General features: G+C 32.8%; 17 protein-coding genes, 1 tRNA gene and 1 other RNA gene. 14 read left to right on the forward strand and 5 right to left on the reverse strand.

Features of this window, described 5'->3' with window-relative positions; genetic code table 11:
- The first annotated feature begins 78 nt into the window (after positions 1-78).
- The 3 genes from feoB to Q4P18_RS00615 all read left to right on the forward strand — a co-directional run bounded on the left by feoB (position 79) and on the right by Q4P18_RS00615 (position 2,655).
- The gene (gene feoB, locus Q4P18_RS00605) at positions 79-2,094 is read left to right on the forward strand and encodes a ferrous iron transport protein B (protein ID WP_303334432.1); all 2,016 of its coding nucleotides are present in this window, start codon (positions 79-81) and stop codon (positions 2,092-2,094) included.
- A gap of 134 nt (positions 2,095-2,228) precedes the next feature.
- Positions 2,229-2,462 (forward strand): FeoA family protein, encoded by a 234-nt coding sequence (locus Q4P18_RS00610; RefSeq protein WP_303334434.1) that lies wholly within the window; start codon positions 2,229-2,231, stop codon positions 2,460-2,462.
- A gap of 4 nt (positions 2,463-2,466) precedes the next feature.
- Entirely contained in the window at positions 2,467-2,655 is a 189-nt protein-coding gene (locus Q4P18_RS00615) for a hypothetical protein (protein WP_303334437.1), read from the forward strand.
- Here the strand turns inward: Q4P18_RS00615 and Q4P18_RS00620 are convergent.
- The 4 genes from Q4P18_RS00620 to cbiM form a co-directional block, all read right to left on the reverse strand.
- On the reverse strand, positions 2,652-3,491 hold the full coding sequence (locus Q4P18_RS00620; RefSeq protein ID WP_303334438.1) for an energy-coupling factor ABC transporter ATP-binding protein: 840 nt from the start codon (positions 3,489-3,491) through the stop codon (positions 2,652-2,654). The genes Q4P18_RS00615 and Q4P18_RS00620 overlap by 4 nt on opposite strands.
- 12 nt (positions 3,492-3,503) lie before the next feature.
- Positions 3,504-4,334, reverse strand: coding sequence for a cobalt ECF transporter T component CbiQ (gene cbiQ, locus Q4P18_RS00625; protein WP_303334440.1), 831 nt, complete (start codon positions 4,332-4,334; stop codon positions 3,504-3,506).
- An 86-nt stretch (positions 4,335-4,420) separates the two neighbouring features.
- Positions 4,421-4,705 (reverse strand): PDGLE domain-containing protein, encoded by a 285-nt coding sequence (locus Q4P18_RS00630; RefSeq protein ID WP_303334442.1) that lies wholly within the window; start codon positions 4,703-4,705, stop codon positions 4,421-4,423.
- Position 4,706: 1 nt separating this feature from the next.
- A complete protein-coding gene (gene cbiM / locus Q4P18_RS00635) occupies positions 4,707-5,351 on the reverse strand; it encodes a cobalt transporter CbiM (RefSeq protein ID WP_303334444.1) in 645 nt (214 codons plus the stop codon).
- Between the two features lie 818 nt (positions 5,352-6,169).
- On the opposite strand from cbiM, the gene Q4P18_RS00640 reads away from it, so the two are divergent.
- The 5 genes from Q4P18_RS00640 (at position 6,170) to Q4P18_RS00660 (ending at position 9,568) form a co-directional block, all read left to right on the forward strand.
- The gene (locus Q4P18_RS00640; RefSeq protein ID WP_303334446.1) at positions 6,170-6,679 is read left to right on the forward strand and encodes a GNAT family N-acetyltransferase; all 510 of its coding nucleotides are present in this window, start codon (positions 6,170-6,172) and stop codon (positions 6,677-6,679) included.
- Between the two features lie 13 nt (positions 6,680-6,692).
- On the forward strand, positions 6,693-7,514 hold the full coding sequence (locus Q4P18_RS00645) for a nicotianamine synthase family protein (RefSeq protein ID WP_303334448.1): 822 nt from the start codon (positions 6,693-6,695) through the stop codon (positions 7,512-7,514).
- Positions 7,515-7,583: 69 nt separating this feature from the next.
- On the forward strand, positions 7,584-8,057 hold the full coding sequence (gene frhD, locus Q4P18_RS00650) for a coenzyme F420-reducing hydrogenase, FrhD protein (RefSeq protein WP_303334450.1): 474 nt from the start codon (positions 7,584-7,586) through the stop codon (positions 8,055-8,057).
- 84 nt (positions 8,058-8,141) lie between these two features.
- Positions 8,142-8,729, forward strand: coding sequence for a 4Fe-4S binding protein (locus Q4P18_RS00655; RefSeq protein WP_303334452.1), 588 nt, complete (start codon positions 8,142-8,144; stop codon positions 8,727-8,729).
- A complete protein-coding gene (locus Q4P18_RS00660; RefSeq protein ID WP_303334454.1) occupies positions 8,720-9,568 on the forward strand; it encodes a Coenzyme F420 hydrogenase/dehydrogenase, beta subunit C-terminal domain in 849 nt (282 codons plus the stop codon). Before Q4P18_RS00655 ends, Q4P18_RS00660 begins: the two co-directional genes overlap by 10 nt.
- A 138-nt stretch (positions 9,569-9,706) precedes the next feature.
- On the opposite strand, the gene map is transcribed toward Q4P18_RS00660, so the two are convergent.
- Complete coding sequence (map, locus tag Q4P18_RS00665) at positions 9,707-10,627, reverse strand: type II methionyl aminopeptidase (protein WP_303334456.1); 921 nt, start codon at positions 10,625-10,627, stop codon at positions 9,707-9,709.
- 88 nt (positions 10,628-10,715) lie between these two features.
- Between map and Q4P18_RS00670 the strand changes: the two genes are divergently transcribed.
- The 6 genes from Q4P18_RS00670 to Q4P18_RS00695 form a co-directional block, all read left to right on the forward strand.
- Complete coding sequence (locus Q4P18_RS00670) at positions 10,716-11,120, forward strand: hypothetical protein (RefSeq protein WP_303335146.1); 405 nt, start codon at positions 10,716-10,718, stop codon at positions 11,118-11,120.
- Positions 11,121-11,128: 8 nt separating this feature from the next.
- Positions 11,129-11,641 (forward strand): hypothetical protein, encoded by a 513-nt coding sequence (locus Q4P18_RS00675; RefSeq protein ID WP_303334458.1) that lies wholly within the window; start codon positions 11,129-11,131, stop codon positions 11,639-11,641.
- A gap of 106 nt (positions 11,642-11,747) precedes the next feature.
- Positions 11,748-11,822: transfer RNA gene (locus Q4P18_RS00680), tRNA-Met, on the forward strand.
- A 23-nt stretch (positions 11,823-11,845) separates the two neighbouring features.
- Positions 11,846-12,130, forward strand: an RNA gene (rnpB, locus tag Q4P18_RS00685) — RNase P RNA component.
- A 270-nt stretch (positions 12,131-12,400) separates the two neighbouring features.
- Positions 12,401-17,173 (forward strand): cobaltochelatase subunit CobN, encoded by a 4,773-nt coding sequence (locus Q4P18_RS00690; RefSeq protein WP_303334460.1) that lies wholly within the window; start codon positions 12,401-12,403, stop codon positions 17,171-17,173.
- Between the two features lie 259 nt (positions 17,174-17,432).
- Positions 17,433-21,476: right-handed parallel beta-helix repeat-containing protein (locus tag Q4P18_RS00695; protein WP_303334462.1), on the forward strand; the 4,044-nt coding region annotated here is incomplete at its 3' end.

Here is a 21,476-nt window from a genome sequence, read left to right on the forward strand (position 1 = left end):
TAGTGTTTATATACTAATAATTATAATATATAATGTAGTTTAGGTTTTCCTAATTATTAGATAATGGGGGTTTAATTAATGAGAGAGTTAATTGTTGGATTGGCTGGTAATCCAAATGTAGGTAAAACAACTGTTTTCAACCAATTAACTGGTATGCATCAACATGTTGGAAATTGGCCCGGAAAAACTGTAGAGAAGGCAGAAGGTCATTTTGAATATGATGGCGTTAAATTTGATATTGTTGATTTGCCAGGTAATTATTCATTAAGCGCTCATTCAATTGAAGAAATAGTATCTAGGGACTTCATAGTTGATGAGAGTTCGGATGTTATTATAAACGTTGTAGATGCCGCCAATCTTGAAAGGAATTTGTATTTGACAGTCCAAATGATGGAATTGGATGCTAATCTTATTTTAGCTTTAAATATGAATGATTTCGCAAAAAGAAAAGAGCATTATATTAACATTGATTTAATGAGTGAATTGTTGGGTTTTCCAGTCATCGAAATTGATGCAAAACATAAAGAAGGCTTTGATGAGCTATTAAAAACAACAATTCATCAAGCTAATCATCCGGTTCATAGTTCTAAAAAATTGGTTTATGGAGATGAATTGAAAGAACATTTGGGGGATATTCAGGACTTGATTGAACAAGATCATGTGTTGTCTGATGTTCCTTCATTATGGGTAGCTATTAAATTGCTTGAAAATGATGAAATCATTGTTGATAAGGTTAAGAATGCACCTCATGGAAAAATCATCATGGATGAAGTAAAAAAAGTTGACAAGCATTTATATGATATTTTTAAGGAAGATGGTGAAGAAATTATTGCGAATGCCCGTTATGCATTTATTGATGGGCTTGTAAAAGAGGTTGTTTCAAAGCCAGATATTGAAAAACCATCAAGGACTGATAGAATTGATAATATTGTTACTAATAGAATTTTAGGTATTCCAATATTTTTAATTATTTTGTATTGCATGTTTCAAATAGTGTTTAGTGTAGGAGCTCCTTTCGAGTATCTTATTAATCAAGGCTTTGATGCTGCAGGACGGTTCATTATTTCAAACTTTGGAAACACCATTACCACATCATTTTTGGTTGATGGACTTATTGGTGGTGTAGGTGGTGTTGTTATTTTCCTTCCACAAATTGCTTTGATGTTTTTGGTAATCAGTATTCTAGAGGATAGTGGTTATCTTGCAAGGGCCGCATTTGTTATGGATCGTGTGATGCATAAGCTTGTTGGGCTCCATGGTAAGGCTTTCATCCCTATGATTTTGGGATTTGGGTGTGGTGTGCCTGGAATTATGGCAACCAGGACTATGGAAAACGAATCTGATCGTCTTTTAACAATGATGATTATTCCATTCATGTCCTGTACTTCAAGATTGCCCGTTTATGCTTTGTTTATTGCGGCCTTTTTCACTGCTTATCAGGGACAAATGCTATTTGCAATATATCTGATCGGTATTTTAATAGCGATTATTGTTGCATTCATTCTTAAAAGAACAATATTTAAGGGGATGTCTTCTCCATTTGTTATGGAACTTCCATCATATAAGATTCCGTCTCTTAAGGGAGTTTTGTTGCATACTTGGGAGAAAACTAAGGATTTCCTTAAAAAAGCAGGTAGTATTATTCTCGTTGCATCAATCATAATTTGGATTTTGGGTTATTTCCCTCTCGGTGTTCAATATGCTGATCATCAAAGTTTGATAGGGCAGTTAGGTAGTTTTATAGCTCCAATTTTTGCTCCTTTAGGATTTGGTCAATGGGAACCAACAGTGGCTTTATTGTTCGGTATTGTTTCTAAAGAGGTAGTTATAGGAACTTTCAGTGCACTTTTCGGTTCAGCCAGCGGAGGTATTGGTATAGAAACAGCTATTCATACAATATTTACTCCGTTAACAGCATTCGTCTTCATGATTTTCGTATTGCTTTATGTGCCATGTTTTGCTACATTGGCAACAATAAAACAGGAAACAAATAGTTGGAAATGGCCTATTGTGATGGTTATGATTACAACCGGAACTGCTTATATTGTTTCATTCATTATATACCACATAGGTTTGTTTATAGGATTTACGTAAATCCTTTTTTTCTTTTTTTTTTTGATATTTCGAAATATTTATATATGGGTAATTATATAATATAATTTAGTTAAAATTTAGGTTCTCCTAAACTTTAATTTAGGCATACCTAAAAATTAAGGAGTTATAATAAAATGGCAACAAAAACTTTATTAGATGCAAAACCAGGTGAGGAAGTAATCATTAAATCCCTAAATCATGATGGTGACTCTGACTTAAGAAGACATTTATTGGGTATGGGTTTTGTAAAAGGCTCAAAAATTAAAATGGAAAAAGTGGCACCATTGGGAGATCCAGTTAAATTTAAAATTAAAGGATATTCTGTTTGTCTTCGTAAAGAAGAAGCTAAAAACATAGAAATAGAATGATAATATGCAATGTAGAATGTGTGGATTTGAATTTGATGAAAATAATGTTCCAAATAGGGGATGTTCCGGATGCGGAAAACATTGTTCATCAACTGTTCATTGTCCTAATTGTGGTTATGGTAATACTTTAGACTATGAACAGGAATTTGAATTTATCAAGAAACTGAAAAACAAATTAAAAAGAAAAAGTTAACTTTTTTTAGCTTGTAATATTTCATTACAGCATTCATCTACTTTTATTTTATTAATATTGACATCCAAACCATTATTTTTAAGAATTTTTAAAATTTCTGCAGTTTTTGGTGGTTTTAAACTTGCAGTTTCAAGTAGCTCATGATTTGAAAAGATTTCATCAGGAGTTCCATCTCCAATGATTTCTCCATCTTTCAAAACAAAAATGCGGTCTGCAAAATCATTGATCATTTCAACGTCATGGGAGGATATCACTATTGTCATTCCGTCCTCATTTAGCTTATTTAAGATTTTCAATATTTGGTCAACTCCATGAGGATCAAGGCCTGCTGTTGGTTCATCCAGAACCATTATTTCAGGCATCATCGCTATTATTCCTGCAATGGCTATTCTTTTTTGCTGTCCTCCACTTAAATGGTGAGGGGGCTTGTTTTCAGATTCTGTCATTTCAACAAGTTCCAAAGCTTCATGGGTTCGTTTTTCAACTTCCTCATGACTCAATCCCAGATTCATGGGCCCGAATGCAACATCTTCCTTTACGCTAGGTGCAAATAGCTGATCGTTAGGATTTTGGAAAACTATTCCTACTTTTTGCCTAACTTCAAGTAGCTCCTTTTTATCATATTTTATAGGTTTTCCATTAATTTCAATATTTCCACTTGAAGGCTCATTTAAACCATTGAAATGTAAGAAAAGTGTTGATTTCCCAGCACCATTTGGCCCCATTATTGCAACCTTTTCCCCTCTTCTGATTTCAATATTCACGTTTTTAAGGGCATGTGCTCCATCCTGATAAATATAATTTAAATTATTGGTTTTAAGTACAATTTCTTCCATTTTAATTACCTTTTAGTTTAATGCTAGGTTTTCTCCAAAATAGCCTAATTTCTCAGGAAATACGAAAATTATCACAGTCAATATGGCTAGTACAACAATCAATGATACTATAAAAATATAATCGTTTTTCTCCAGGGATGTTTTTTCATTAAACAATTGGGAATGTTCACTAAATCCTCTACTTACCATACTTTGATAAGTTCTTTCTCCTTGTTCATATGATTTTAAAAACATCATAGCTATGCTATAACCTACTTGTCTCAATCTCCATTTATATGGGGTTAGTTTTGAATGTATATTAAAATTTCTTGATTTTTGTGCTTTTTTAATAGTTTCTAATTCATCTATGAACACAAAAAGGAATCTAACCATTATTGTTAAAATCATTGCAAAATCCTTAGGCATTTTAAGTTTTCTAAATGATGCAACAATTTGTTCCATTGGGCTTGTGGAGGACAATATTACGATGGCAGTTAATGATACTATTAAACGTGCAAATAGTAAAATAGCAAAATTTAAACCAACATCACTAATTTGTAACCATGAATAACTCCATAATACATTTCCTGGTTGTAAAAATGGTTGGAAAATTATAATCATTCCGCCAAATGGAAGTAGAATTAATATTCTTTTAAAAGAATTTGCAAAGGATAATTTTGATAAATATAATAATATAAGTAAATAGATTTCTAATATGATCGGTACGATTAATTCTGATGAAAATACACAATATACTATGATGAGTATACATGAAACTAATTTTACCCTTCCTTCTAATCTATGGATTGGACTATCTCCAGATGCTAATGCATCTAAGTCTAAGGCCTTTGTTATATTTGCCAAAATATTCCTCTTATCTGTTTATTATTAATTATTATGTAAAAAGTAGTATAAATTATTATTTTAAAGTAATTTAAGAAAAAGTTAAGTTAACTTTTTCTTTTTTTTAGAATTTCTCCAACTCCAAAACCTACAGCTAATGTTACTAATGCTCCCACTATGAGGACTAGTACTTCTCCACCAATTCCTAATGCTTCAAAGGTGTAGTCTGGGAATGGTGATTGGAAAAATGCTTCGGTTTCTCCAACTCCAGAATCTTCTGCAGATTTTTCAAGACCATCTGGGTTTCCAGAGGCTATAAATGGAGATAAACATCCTAAAACAACGCAAATGATTATGGCTATTACAATTAGATATATATTATTTTTTTCCATTTTATTCTCCACCTTTTGTTTGTAATTTTTTCCATTCAAGAAGATCTGGTCTGTATTTTTGAATAGCTCCAATAACAATTACAGTTAATGCTGCTTCTATTATTCCAATAAATGCGTGGTATAATACCATTGAACCAATTCCAGCCACTAGTGGGAATGTCCCTGCTATTGCCATTTCAATAGCACATGCGAGGGCAGATAAGAGTGTAGCTAACCATGCTCCAATTGCAATTGCTGGAAATTCTCCAATAATTTTTCTAAGTCCTTTAAATGTATATAATCCGACTCCTCCTCCGATTATTGCCATATTTAAGACATTTGCTCCAAGAACAGTAATTCCTCCATCTCCAAAAATTAATGATTGGATTAGGAGAACGATTGTAAATACGATTACTGCTGCTTCAGGTGCTAAAAATATTATTGCAACTAAAGCTCCACCTACCATATGTCCACTTGTACCAAAAGGTATTGGCATATTCATTGACATTATGGCAAATATTCCAGCAGATAATACTGCAAGAAGAGGTATTCTTTTCTCATCTAAATTTTTTGATGCCCATTTTGTCGAGAAGTAAAGGGCTATTATTAATATAATATAATAAATGGCGCATTGCCATAAAGGTATAAATCCGTCTGGTATGTGCAATGTTTTTTTCCTCCTGTATTGATGTTAATACTTTTTTGGCTTTTTTGGGCCATAAAGTATTACTTTTAAGCGATTTAAGCTTCTGTATGGTATTTTTTATTTTATTATTAATAAAGTTTATTAAAGTATTACTTTTAACATATATTTTCAATTTTTTGTATTACTTTTTTTTTAGATGGCGTTTTTGGTGATTTTTCAAGGATTTTTGTAGTAATAATTCTATAAAAAGTATTACTTGTTTATCATTTCTTAAATAAGGTATTTTTTTTATTTCTTTCATTTCTATCATTTATTTTAATGATGGATTTCAGGTCTCTATTTTTTAAGATTTTTATGGATTTTAGGCATTTTTTTTATTTATTTTGCATTATATATATGAAAATTGGTATTACTTTTTAATTTTACTGTCTGTTTATTGAGTATTTTTTAAAAATATCTTCTAATAATTCATATTTCTCTTTTATAATTGGAATAATATCTAATAAAGTGATTTAAATGATTTTTTTCATTGAAGTTTTTTAGTAATACTTATATGCGTATTACTATTACTTATTATATGGGTAAGATATTACTTCTTATCACTAATTTGGATCATTTCTAAAATTAAAGTAAACAATAATGTCCCAAATAGTTAGTTTAGTATTTAGTCAGCCAAACTAACCTCTATATAAATCACTAAATTAGAAAATCATTAGAGTAGGAATAATCTCTAATATTTTCTATTTAGTAATGAGGTTTATTAGACTAATTTTCTATTTTTTAATGGAATTATATGGCTATTTACAGAATTATAAAAACACATGATCTTCGGTGGGAAAATGAATATTGATATAAAGCCATTATCATTGTCTAATATAAAAATTAAAGATATCCAAAAGTTTTTATTTAATCATATAAAAGAAGAGTTTGGTTATGGTTATGTTCCTAGTTTTCATAATGATATTGTTAATTTAAAGGATACTTATTTAACTGATGATAGAAATAATTTTTATGTAGCCACTAATGATAATGGGAAAATTATTGGTTGTATTGGCGTTAGAGGTTATGATAAACATTTTGAGGAGTTTGAAGGAGTCTACTTTAAAGATACGACTGCAAGTATTTGGAGATTAATGATAGATTCAAAATACCGAAGAAAGGGTATCGGATCAAGATTAGTGAAATATGTTGAAAAGTTTTCCGAATCTAAAAATTATCAAAATATCTATTTACATACTCAAAGAAACTTGCCTGGAGCATTACAATTTTGGCAAGCTCAAAATTATTCCATCATCTATGATTCTAATAACGAGTATACAACAGTTCACATGATTAAGAACATTATTTAAATGAGGTGCTATTATGAGTTGTTATAAATATTGGGGCAAAATCAGTGAAATTGCAGATAATCTTTTATTATATGGTGATTTGGATAAATATGGTGAATCTGCTTTAGATAATGTAGATATTAATGATATTATTGAATTATTGGATGAAGTTGAAATCATTGCTCATGACAATACTATAGATTTTGATTCAGCAAAACATATTCTTGATGATGAAAAAATGAACAGGGCCTTAAAACTAATACGGGAGTTTTATGTATATGTCGGGGCTCGTCTCGAAACAGAAAATGCATTGAAGATATTGGAATCTGATAATCCAAAAGCTACTTTAGATTCTTTCCATTTTTACGACAGATATATAGGTTTAATTAATAACGAAAGCCAATTAGTCAGATTTAACAGTCAGAAAACATTCGTATTTCTTGGAAGTGGGCCATTACCATTAACTCTCATAATGTTTAACAAGGTATTTGGTTGTAAATGCATAGGTATTGAAATCCAGGAAACCGTTGCAGAACTTTCTCGTGAAGTTCTTAAAAAATTAAATCTTGAGAATGAAATTGAAATAGTTGTTGGTGATGAAACTGTTATTAAAGATTTGGATTATGACATTCTAATGGTTGCTGCCCTTGCAGAACCTAAAGAAAGGGTATTTTCAAATATTTGGGAATATGTTGATGTGGATACTCCAATTATTTATAGGACATATACTGGGATGAGGGCTATTTTATATTCTCCGGTCACAGAAAAAGACACAAGAGGATTCCATAAAGAAGTAATGGTTTTGCCAACAGGCAATACTAATAACACTTCAGTGTTAATAAGAAAAATTATTTAATGTGTTTATATCGAAATTTTTAATTACTTGGGAATTTAAATTTATAATTAAAAACAAGGAGGACATCAAATGCCTTATCATGTAGATACATTAGTAGTTGGCTGTGGAAACGTTTTATTTAAAGATGATGGTTTTGGACCGATGGTAATCCACAAATTAGAAGAATACTTTGAAGATAAAGAAATGCCTGACGAAACCATGCTTGTAGATGCTGGAACAGGTGCAACACACTTTATTTTCTCACTTCCTGATGAAAAATGGAAAAAGGTTATTGTGATTGATGTTGTAGAATTCGATGCAGAACCTGGTACTGTTAAAGTATTCAGTCCTTTTGACATGCCAAAAGGAAAATATGAAAATGTGCACACATGGCCTGTGGAAGAACCACTTCATGAACTTGCAGAAAGCTGTGAAGTTGTTATTGTAGGTTGCAAACCTGGTGAAATTACTTCTCCAGATGTTGAGATGGGATTAACAGAAGAAGTGGAAAATGCAATTCCAGAAGCTATGGACATTATTTTAAAAGAAATTGGGGCTATCTAGCTCTTTTTCTAACTTTTTTTATTAAATGCTAAATATTATATATGAGTTCCTATAATTTATTATTTGAATTATGGGGATGATTTTATGCTTTCAAAAATTAGCGAATTCTTAAATAAAGACCTGAACGGGTCTTCTGAAAATGTTTTAAAGGTTGGTTGCGTACCATACAGAAAAGTATTGTCCAATTTCAGTGAATTTGACATTGTTTACAATGATATTAATATGGATATTCCGAAAATGGATATTTGTTTTGTAGATAATACTATTTCCAAGGATCTTATTTTGGATATAAGTGAAAATGCTGATATTCTAATATCTCTTGGCTCATGTATTGCCTTCAAGCCGGACATAACCATTCCTGGAGTATCAGTATCTGATGAATTTTTAAATAGCGTTGCCGTTTCTTTAATAGATGACAATTTGGAGTACCTTAAGCCATTAATTGTAATGTCAAAAGAAAATGATTTCAGAACTAAAACAATCTTAATTACAGTTAACAATGAATTATGTACTGGTTGTAGCGGTTGTGCTTTTATATGTCCTCAAGAAGCTATAGAAATGCATAACACAAGGCCAGAGCTTGATTTTAGCATGTGTGTCCATTGTGGCTGCTGCTTTGTAATCTGTCCAAAAGCATGGATTTTGCATGAGGAGGTGGAAGCATGGTGTTAGGAAGCTATAAGAAAATAGTGTCTGCAAAAACAACAAATAATGAAATCTTCAAATATGCTCAAGATGGAGGAATAATATCTTCACTTTTAATCTATGCATTAGAGGAAAGAATGATAGATGGGGCTTTGGTGGCTGGAAATCCTGATAATGATTGGGTTCCGGTTCCTGAAATTGCTACAACTCCTGATGAGATTTTGGCGGCTGCTGGAACCAAATATACAATGTGTCCTAGTATCAATGCTATCAAGGAAGTTGTCAATGAATGCAACTTGAAAAATATAGCTGCTGTTCTTACTCCCTGCCAATGTCAGGTTGTTAGAAAAGCTCATAAGTATCCAATGTCTATAGGTTCATTTGTAGAATCCATAAGTCTTTTGTTTGGTGTTTTTTGCATGAGGACATTTTCTCATAAGGCTATTTCTGAACTTGCTGAAGATTTGGGAACTGATCTTCAGGATGTTGAAAGAATGAATATTGCTCATGGTCATTTCTATTTTAACTCATGGGATGAAGGTTTGAAAGTGCCTCTTAAGGATATTCATGGATTGGAACAGCCGGGCTGTGATGTCTGTAAGGATTACAGTTCATTATTTGCAGATTTGGCCATTGGAACTGCAGGTTCTCCTCCAAGCTACTCTACAGTGGTCATAAGAACTCAGAAAGGTTTGGAGTTGTTTGATTCTGCTGTTGAAGTGGGTTTGCTGGAATATGATTCTATTGAAGATGTAACTCCTGGTCTTTCATTACTTGAAATTAGAGGAGAAACCAAAGAGCATCAAGCAAATAGGGAAATCAATAAAAGAAAAGAGGAAGGTATGTTCGTACCTATTAGATTTTAAAAGAGAGCAACTATTTTACTCTCTTTTATTTATTGAATAATGATGTGATTTTTTAGTTAATTTTTTATTTATTTAAATTTTTTTAAGTTAAACTGGGTAAATTTTATAGTTTCGTACAATTTTTACTTTGTTTTTAATTTAGATTGTTGTAATTGTACATCCATCTGTTTCAACAATTACGGTATGTTCTTTTTGTGAAACCCAACATCCAGTTTTTTCCTTCAATGGGCTATATGGGTAGATAGCCATAGCTTCACCTAATTGTTTAAGGGAGCGTTGAACTCTTGATGGTTTAAACTCTTCTGTAAGCCATCTTCCTGAAAATGGAAGGTGAGGATAATTGTGCTCAATATAGGTAAGGGTCTGTTGTGTCTGTTTCATTCTAAATGGTTTGTCTGCTAAAAATGAGAATATGTATGCTCCTGGCGCATCGTTAACAAAACCTATTCCATCGGTTGCAAATGGCTCTATAGCTATTGCCTGGCCTTCCTCGAGTTTTGTATGATCATGGTTGTTTATGTTTGGAATTGAAATTCCTGCATGGAGATTGTACTGTTCAAGGCTGTGTCCTGTTAGGTTTGAAACAGGATTAAATCCATATTCGTTTATCGCCTCTTTTACTGCTTGTCCAATTTCCCAAACTTCAACTCCTGCTTTAACAGTACCTAATGCCGCGTCAAGACCTGCAGATGACGCTTCAATAATCTCTTCATTCTTGTTTAATCTATCGCTGCCCAGTTTTTCCTCAAGATGTTTTCCATCCGCCATTACTGTGATGGCGGAATCTGCAATAAATCCATCAATATGTGCACCCAAATCCAATTTAACCATATCTCCAGCTTCTATTTTTGTTTCATCTTGATATGGTGATGTATAATGTGCAGCTATTTCATTTATTGAGACATTACATGGAAATGCGATTCCTGCACCTTTCTTTAAAATTTCACTTTCAACATATTCAACTAAATCTAATACTAATGTTCCTTCTTTAATCATTTTAGAAGCCTCTTCACGTACTTCTGAAACGATTTTTCCAGCTTTAATGTATGCATCTATCATATTGATTACCTATTATTATATTGAGAATAGTTTATTTTATATACTTTGTTTATAATACTATTCTTATAAAAGTATGGAGGTAAAAATGATGGACTTTCCAATAATACCGGAACAAATTTTCATTCTAATAGTATTGATTATTGTTTGTGTTGTTATCGTTATTGTTGCAGTTGAATGGAGGGCCGTATCCAAATCTAGAAATGAAATCGATTTGCTTGCAAAACAAATCGAACTTAAGAAGATGGCTATGGTTGAAAAGGATATTGAATCCAAAAGGTTAATGGATAACCAAATTCCACTTCCTCAAGATCAACAAGACGCTCTTTCTAACATCAGACAATCCACAATTGAAGTTAGAAATGAAGTAGGTTTCTTACATAGTGAAATTAACGAGAGATTAGCACGCCTCGAAGCGCAAACAGAACAGAAGAAATTAGAAAAAATGCTCAAGGAGATTGAAGCAAAAGAGCAAAAACTCAAAAACACTAAATAGGTGATATTATGGAGATAGCAGAAGCAATTGCAATCATTATTTTAATAGCGGCTATTTTAGTTCTCATATATTACTACATTCAAAGTAATCCAAAGGCTTTTGAATCAATCCGCGGACGTGTTCCAATAAACGCCGATGCAGACATAAATAATTTCTTTAGAGGCAATAAAGAGTCAGAGGAAGATGACATCATCGATGATGAGGATGACAAAGGCATGGGTCAAAAAATCAAGGTAAAATTAAGCGACATTGACATGTCTAGCTTCAACACTGATGCGTTTTCTAAAAAAATCGATGCTTTTCTTGATCATAAAAGTGATGAGCTTATTAAGGAATGGTCTTTAGCAACTACTGATGACTTGGATGATTTGGAATCCAAATTCGATTCTACTGTCAGCCGTGTAGATGCTTTGGATGATGAATTCAAGAAGTTCAAAGAAAACTCTGCAGAGTTTCAGAAAACTACTGAATCTAAATTAGCTGAAATTGATAAAAGACTCACTGATTTGGAAAACAAATAATTTAGAGGTGAATTCACTTCTATTTTTTTTATTTTTTGATTAGTTAAATTTATATATTAAAATATCTATATATTATATTGTAGTTTTAATTACTGTTTTTTCTTATAGCAGGGTGGGGTAGTCTGGTGATCCCGCGGGGCTCATAACCCCGAGATCCCTAGTTCAAATCTAGGCCCTGCTACTTAATTTATTTTCATAATTATAGCAAGTTAAAGACAGCTGCTGGTTTATTTTATAAACTAAGGAAACTCCGCCCATCATTACAGACTATGGCGTTTAAAGACGTATGCCGAGAGGTATGACACTGGAGCAGAAACGACACGGCTTTAGATGGTTGACTATGATATTTAATTGAGGACATCTGAAGAATCGGTGAAACGGCCATTCCATAGGATGCAAGAACAAAGGTGCTGATGATGAACTGTTCTAGGCAAGGTAGTTCGCTAAGATGAATGCTGTTAAACAGAAGGTGGGTTACTCTTAACAGGCTATAATTATTTTTTTATTTTTTATTTTTTTATCAAGTTTTCTTTATATTTTAATAATAATTTGTTATTGATTTATATCTAATTCAAGTTTTCTTTATTTTTTTTAATTTTTAAATAAGTTTATATATTATGTTTCATATAATCTTTTATTGTAGTATATAATAATAAAATATTTTTTTTCCGTTTTATATTATTTCTATGGCTTTATAATAAATTAAACGGGGGTGAAAATATAAAATTAAAAAATAAAGTCTTTTTTGTTCTAATTTTTATGATATTTTCAAGCTTGGCTATTAGTAGTGTTTCTGCTTATAATTTAAATGATACTGATGTTAATTCATTAAATATTGATAATTCTGAAATTACATTGGTTAAAGCAGCTAATGATGCCACTATTAATATTGAAGTTAAGGATTCTTATTCCGTAGGAAATGGTACCTGGGTGGAAGATGGAGTAGCTACTGATAAGGCAATCGTTACAATTTTTGATTCTTCAAATAAGAAGGTTTTTGAAGGAACTACAAATTCAAAAGGTTTGCTATCAGTTAATTTAGCTAAAGGAAATTATAAGGTTAATATAAATCTAGAAACTTATGAAACTTATTCTAAAGACATTGTTCTTTCAAATAAAGTTAATATCAATCATATTTTTTATCCGGATATCCTGTTCTTTGTAGACTACACTTCTCATCACGATAAGGTTAACAAATTGTTGGAATTATCAAAAAGAGTTTGTTATGTCTCAACAACTAATTATGATAAATCTAAAGAGTGGTTATTTGAACATGCTAATTTTATTCAATTGGACATGTATACCGACGGTCCAACATATTCATTCAACACTGATATATTGAAGGATTCGCCGGCATATAAAAATTATAAAATTGCATACACATTTGGTGTTTATTCTGATGATTTATTAAAATCCATTGATCTGCATTTTGTTGGGGGAAGTCCATCTAATAATAATGTGAATTCAATAGAAAATACTTATATTGGTTCATATTTCCAGGCAGAGGATACTCCTGAACAAAGTGTTTTGGATAAAAACATGGCGAACCTTTTAGATTATATTAAGTATTTAATCAACCCAGCCAAATATTCAAACCCTACATTGGATTCAACTAGAACTCCATTGCTTGCATCCACATTTGGTTTTTATCATCCTGATTTAGGAACTTTAACTGTAACACCTTCTCAAACAGAGATTAATTCATGGATTTTATATAATCCAGGATATAATCATGATGGTGTTGGAAGCTTAAATTGGATGTCTGAAAACTTTACTGAATGGCAAAAGGTCAATTTAGACCCTGCAAAGTATATGGAAACTTTTGAAAAATGGTACAAACAGAACAAGCCTCATGACAACTCATTTATTGCAATAGCTAGTTATTATGCTGGTGGTGAATTAATTGATTCTTTGATTAGAAAATATGAGGCTGCAGGAAGGCCTGCTTTCAACATTTACCAATCTGGAATCAGTCCTGCAATGTCTTCAATATTGGTTGATATTGCAAAATCTTCAACTATTGGAATATCTTCAGTGAATTCCCTTTACTCATGGTCTCTTGATTATGGTGGAATGGCGAACGGCACTGCAGTTGACGATTTGAGCGAGCTTGATTTGACTATCCTTAAGGTTGTAAACGATATTTCCCAACAGGGCTATGACAATGAATTGGGTCCTCAAATGGAATGGACTTATGCAGTAACCATTCCTAGTTTTGAAGGAGTATTCGGCGCTATCGTAACCTCTTATGTTGATGATTTAGGTAAAGTTCATCTTATAGAATCTGGAGTTGATAAACTAGTTAAAATGACTCTTGGTTGGGCAAATCTTAAGGACAAAGCAAATGCTGATAAGAATATTGCTATTGTGCTTTATAATTATCCGCCAGGTAAGGCTGAAATCGGTGCTTCATATTTGGATGTTTATCAAAGTGTTCATGATCTTTTAGAACTGTTGGTTGACAATGGTTATGATATAGGAATGACCAAAGAGGAAATTCCTGATATTAAAAAGTTAGGTGATATTATAGCTAACTTTGGTAACAAAGGTACTTGGGCACAAGGTTTATTAAACAACTATGTTGAAGAGAACTGGAATAGCTTAATGGCTAACAATCAATTAATATCACTTGATCAGTATTATGAATTAACATCCACCATTAATCCAAATGCAATGATGCAATTAGTTGATTATTGGGGAGATGGATTAGGTAAGATAATGGTATATAATAATACATATATTGTAATACCGGGTATTCAATTAGGTAATGTATTCATTACTTTCCAACCAAGTAGAGGATGGGAAGAAGTAGCTAATTACCATGATACTACATTACCACCTCATCAGCAATATGTTGCATTTTATGAATGGTTGGATAAAACAGCAAAAACTGATGTTATCATTAATATGGGTACACACGGAACCTTGGAATTTTTACCAGGGCACCAAATTGGTGTACAGGAAGGGGATTGGACATTTGAGTTAACATTAACTCCAACAATTTATCCATATATTGTATCAAACCCTGGAGAAGCGATGGTTGCTCGTGATAGATTAGGTGCATTGATGATTACTCATATGACTCCTGCTATTGTTAGTTCAGAATTGTATGGTAATTATACAAACTTAGCAAATGCCATTAATGGTTATAAAAATGCTGTAAAACTTAATGTATCTGATAATGCTGAAAACTACAAGGCTGAAATTATCTTGCTTGCTAAAAAACTCGGTTTTGGCACTCAAGGCAAAGACCAAACTTTCGATCAATGGTTGGATGAGTTACATAAGTACCTTGATGATATGGAAAATGATTTCAACCCATTCGGATTACATACATTGGGACATGTTTTAAGTGGTGAAAACTTAGTAGAAGAAGTTAAAACTATTGTAACTTCACAAACAAATGTTTATGATCATATTCTATCATATTTATTCCCAGAATTGGCTGGTTTAAGGTATTATGATGATATAAGAGGTAATGAGAAATATCAAATCCAAGATGCTCTTATTAAATCATTTTTATATACCATGGTTAGTTCAATAGTTAATGAAACTACATGTGATGATTTGGCTGGTTTGTTAGGATATGGTAAAAACTCACAATTATATAATGATTCCCTATATATGGCAGAGGTCATTTTGAACATTTATGCTAACAATGAGTGGAATGCTTTATTAACTGCATTAAATGGAGGATACATTGAAGGAGGATTGTTTGCTGATCCTGCATATTCCAATTCAATACCAACAGGTTACAATGGGTATGCAACTGACCATACAAAAGTTCCATCAAAAGCTTCATTCGAATCAGCTAAAAAGATTGTTGATTTGCTTTTAGTAAACTATTATGAAGAACATGGTGAATGGCCAGAACTTACTGCATTAATATTATGGGGTACTGAAATTTCAAGAACCGAAGGTATTGGAATTTCTGAGTTCTTATACTTCTTAGGTTGTAAACCAACATGGACCAGAACAGGAACTGTTGATGGTGTGGAATTAATCCCGCTTGAAGATTTAAAAGTAACTTTATCCAATGGAACTGTAGTTAACAGACCTAGAATTGACGTTTATGCAAGTATGGTTACAAGTAATATAAATTGGATTACTTGGTTGGTAACAGCTACAAGATTGGCTTATGAAGCTCCTGGAGAAAGCACTTCTGTTAACTTCGTAAAAAAACATTATGCTGAAAATCCTACATTAAACAGATTATTCGGTCTTCCAGGTAATGTATTGGAAGGTACTGGAATGAGTAATTTTGTTCCAAATACTGCAAATTGGGATATAAATACAGTAAATGAAGTTTTAGCAGATATATATCTCAATAAAGTTTCTTATGCATGGACAATCGACGACAATGGTAAAATTGTAATCAGTCAAGAAAAAGATGATTATAAATTTTTACTTAGTAAGACCAACTTAATAACTCAAAACCTTGACAGTACTTGGAGGGTTCTTGACAGTGACGATTATTATGATTGGTTTGGAGGTTTAAAGAATGCTGCTACCCAATTGGGTGCAAATCCAGATACTGCATTTGTCGATATCAGGAATAAGAATAATTATGTTTCTAGAAGTGATACTGAACAAATTGAATTTGAAATCAGATCATTTTTAACTAATAAAAAGTTCCTAGATGAATGGGCTAAATCAGATATGGGTATGAATGCTTTTGCAAGCAAAGTCCAAAATTTATTTGGATATTTGGTTACAAGTGGAGGATCTATAAATAATGAATTAGGTAATCTATTGGCAGATGCGATGCTTTATATAAATCAGCATGCTTCTAGTACTACTAGTGCGGCTGCTTCATCATCTTCAAGTGCTTGGGGAATTTATATGGCATTGGACAATAAATGGGTAATGGTTGATGAAAATGGAAATCAGATTAATAATAAATTTACTGAGTTTCTAAATTCAAATTCTTTAACTCCTCAAGAGGTAGCAGACTTCTTAAATTCTTTAAATGAAGAAACTAGGAAAAAACTTGAAGATTTAGCTAATGACATGATTCAAAATGCTGTGGATTTTGGTGTTGCATGTTGTCACCACACTTGTAAGAACATTAACTTTAACGAAATTGTTATGCAAGTAAGTACTCTTAGCAGTGAAGCTAAACAAAAATATGCTGATATTTTAGCTAATGCTACATTAATGGATATTAAATATGAATCTAATGTAGACACTAACGAAGATCCTAACAACAGTATGGATGATGAAGACTCAGTTATTGTAAATGGAACTTCTACAGAAAACAATGGTGAGGCCGCAGCAGCATCTCCTGTTGGTGACAGTCCAGCTACTGGAACCACTGGTGGGCATGGTGGAAGTGGTACTTCTGCTACATCTAAAAGTCAAACTGACAATGGTAAATCTGGAGAAACACAGGAAGCTTATGAAATTAACAAAAACGTTAATAAAAAGGCGGCTAGCGGAGAATCTTCAACTCCTGCAGTTGTAGTCATTGCAGTTATTGTTTTGATTATTCTGTTTGGTGTTGGTTATATTAAAAATAGGGAGGACGATTAGTTCTCTCCTTTTTAATAAAATCGATATTAAAATTTTTAAGATTTAATTTATTTTTCACTTTTTTTTTATTTTTTTTAAAACATTAAAAATTATTTTAAGCAATTTTTTCAATATTTAAAGCATTTAAATCTTTTTTATATTTTAAGTATATTTTATAAAATATCATTAGTAATTTATATATAGAATTTTAATTATATATTATAATATATTCTTTAATTTTACTAAATTAAATTTTATAATTATTTTGAGGAGAGATTTAATGAAGAAATATTTTAAGTTGCTTCCAATCTTCCTGCTGCTCATGGTGGTGTGCATGGGGGCAGTTTCAGCTGAAGACAATGGAACAATCAAAGGCAATGCAAATGTTCTTCTAGCTTCAAATACCAACGATTATACCATAACAGAAAGTAATTATGGTGATTACTTCCATGATGATGGTGTTCTTAAAGGTAATGTGGCTACCGGAGATACATTAACATTGTCAGGAAACTTTACAAATAAGGATTTTATAATTGATAAAAACATAACAATCACTGGAAATAACGCAATCATTAATAAGGGTTCAGTTGTTCTCAAATCTGGATCTTCCGGTTCGACCATTTCCAATCTAAAAATAATTAACTTGAATATTGAGGATAAGCAGGGAATTCTTTTATCCGGAGTTTCCAACTGTTTAATTATTAACAATGACATTTATTGCGCAGGATTAAGTTCTTTTCCTATAGCTCTAAATCCAGGTTCAAACTACAATGTCATTTCTGGAAACATGATTAAGTCAGGAGGAATTTCTCTTGAGGGGTCTACAAAATCCACTTGTGCTGTCGTTTTGGGAGGTGCCCATAACAACATAATTAAAGAGAATTATATTGAAGTGGATGATGCAAATGCGATTTACCTTTCACAGTATGGTAGCGGATCATTTATAGGTGGAAAATCCAACAACAACCTTATTTTAAACAATACAGTAAAATGTGCCGTTGTTCCAACTTCATGGTGCTACGGTATTCAGTTAATGGGTTCAAACAATACTGCTGATTCAAACAGGGTAATTGGAACCTACAGGGGTATTTCAGGTGAAGACAATACCAAAGTCATCAATAACAAGCTTATCAACATCACGGGTAAAAATTACGCTACTGGTGAGTTGACAGGTGGGGATTATGGTATCGCCGTCGGTAAAAATTCTTTGGTATCCAATAACGAATTAATCAACTGTCTGATTGAAAATGCAGGAATCTATGCTGCTGAAAATTCAACAGTTCAAAACAACAATATAGTTATCAACGGAATAGGTATTGGGGTAAATGCAAACGGTGACAATGTCAAGGTAATTGACAATACTATCAAAACAGTTTCCGGAGCAGGAATCACACAGGTGGGTAAACTTTCAGGCTTGATAGCTGAAAACAACAACATCGATTCAGAAAGTGGTATTGGTATCTACTTGTCCAAGTCATCAAAATCAAAATATCCTTCCAACATAGCTATTTCAAATAATGTCATTTCCACTTCCAATCAGTATGCAATCAATGCAAAGGATGCGAATAAGGAAAGCTATGTTATTAAGGGAAATACAATCAAAGGGTCATCTACAATTCTTACTCCTGACGGTGAAGTAGTCCCTGACAATGAATTCGAATTTGACGGCAAGGTTTACAATATAGATCCTGACAGCTATCATGTATTCTTCGATGACAATGGAAATCTGATAAACATTGATGTGAAGGATGGAGACATTTTAAGCTTTACTGGAGAATTTGCAGATAAGTTCCCAATCATTTCATCTTCAGTTAAAATCGTTGGGGACAATGCACTATTTAGAAATTCCAAATTCATAGTGTCTTCAGACAATGTATGGATTGAAAACTTGAATATTATAAACAACAATTCCAACCATCTAAACACTTGGGGCATTTATGCCGAAGATGTCAACAGGTTAATGATAGTCAACAATAACATTTCAGTCACAGATAAAAATGCAGCGTATGCAATCTATCTGAACAATGTGAATAATGCAACAGTTAAAGGTAATGCATTATACTCTTCTGGAGATTATTTGACATACACGGTTTTAGGTTTGGGATTGGAAGATTCAATAATTGAAGGAAATACAATCCTTACCAACGGTTCTGGCGAAGTTCATGCATTCGAACCGTCAAAGTGTCTTAATGGGGACAATTCATGTCTCGATGGCAAAAATATCATAAAGGAAATTTACAGAACTTATGGCATTCTACTCATCACTTCATCCAACAACCAAGTCAAATCCAATAACGTTACAGTAACTTCAAAATTGGACAGGACAGTCAAGGAGATTAACGGTGTGTTGGTTACCAATTCCCTTGTTGGTATCGATGCTTATTTCGACTCAAGCAACAATGTATTCGACAGCAACAACGTTTTGGTTTACGGTAATGATAATTATTTATATGGTATGGGAGTAATAGGTGCTGAAACAAATTCAGGCAGCTCAGAGGTATCTGACCACTGTCAATTTACAAATAACACTATTGTTGTAAGGGGAAATCATGTTGCTACTGGTATAATCTGTGGTTACAATAGTGACAAAATATTGATTAAAAATAATAGAATTGATGTTGTAGGCAATTATTCTGCATATGGTGTAACTTTGGAGTATGCCAAAAATTCAAATGTCACAAATAACAATGTTTCACTAAAATCCAATGTCTCCTACATTGTTGAAATGTTTGACAATCAGAACAATGTAATTTCCGGAAATAATTTAAGTTCAGTTGGATCATATGGATTTGGTATAGCAGGTTACGGCTCAAGTAACAATAACATTTCAAACAACATAATCTCTATTAAGAATAACGGTTCTGAGGAAATCGAGATTGGCAAACACCCTGATGCTTTAGGCTATGGCAATGCAGGAGTGTTCTTTAAAGTAGACTCTGTTGGAAATAAAATTTCAAAAAATAACATAACTTCCGATAAGGGATATGCCGTAAACTTAACTGGTGTTTCAGGAAACGAGGTTTATAATAATTATTTGAAAGGGGAAACTTCTGCAGGAAATGGAGCAGTGTTAGGTTCTCAAAATAACGAAGTCAATGATAACTATGGAAATGAATTTAAGGGTATTTCATTGAATAATGCTACTGTGGGATATTTAGGTTCTGCCACTTTAATGGCCGATACTGGTATTGATGATGACTCTGAAACCATAGTAAAATTCTATGTAAATGGTAATTACGTGGGATCTGCAAATGCAGTTAATGGAAAGGTGAATTTGTCCGTATCAATTACTGAAAACGTAGGTAAATACGCCATTGCTGCTGAATTCTTAAGAGAGGGTTATAATAAAGTTCAAACTATTGCTGCCTTGACTGTTGAAAAAGGAAACGTTGTTGTTACAGTTCCTGAAGTGACAGCGAAAAAAGGTTCTTCAACCACAATCAAGGCCAATGTGGCAGATACCTTAGGAAATAAAGTTAAGAATGTTGCAGTATTGTTCTATAGAGGTTCCCAATACATCGGAAAAGCAACAACCGACAACAATGGAGTAGCCCAATTCAGTTATGCTGTTCCAAATGGCTTGTCTGGAAAATACGATACCTTAAGGGCAGTAACATCTGAAAGCGACAATTACAATTCTGGTGAAGGATTGTCTAACATCTGTTATTACAGTGCAATTTTGGAAAGCAGTGATTTGGTCATGAATCACAAGGATGGTTCTAGTTATTCTGTTAGGGTGACTGATGCTAAGGGTTCTCCTTTGTCTGGTGTTTCTGTTGTGTTTAAGGTTAAGTCTGCGTCTTATACTAAGGTGACTGATGGTAATGGTGTTGCTTCTTTGCCTATTGGTTTGGCTGTCGGTACCTACACTTTAAGTGCGACTTACAATGATGTCACAGTTTCAAACACAGTTACTGTTAATCCTGCAACTTCTTCAAATGTTCCCGTTTTGACCGCTAGCGATTTGGTCATGAATCACAAGGATGGTTCTAGTTATTCTGTTAGGGTGACTGATGCTAAGGGTTCTCCTTTGTCTGGTGTTTCTGTTGTGTTTAAGGTTAAGTCTGCGTCTTATACTAAGGTGACTGATGGTAATGGTGTTGCTTCTTTGCCTATTGGTTTGGCTGTCGGTACCTACACTTTAAGTGCGACTTACAATGATGTCACAGTTTCAAACACAGTTACTGTTAAGCAGGCTGGTTCATCTGATGCTGGCAAGCCTATTTTGGTTGCAAACGATCTTGTCATGGTTTATAAGGATGGTTCTAGTTATTCTGTTAGGGTGACTGATGGTAGTGGTAAGGCTTTGTCTGGTGTTTCTGTT

Source organism: Methanobrevibacter sp., from assembly GCF_030539665.1.
Lineage (GTDB): Archaea > Methanobacteriota > Methanobacteria > Methanobacteriales > Methanobacteriaceae > Methanocatella.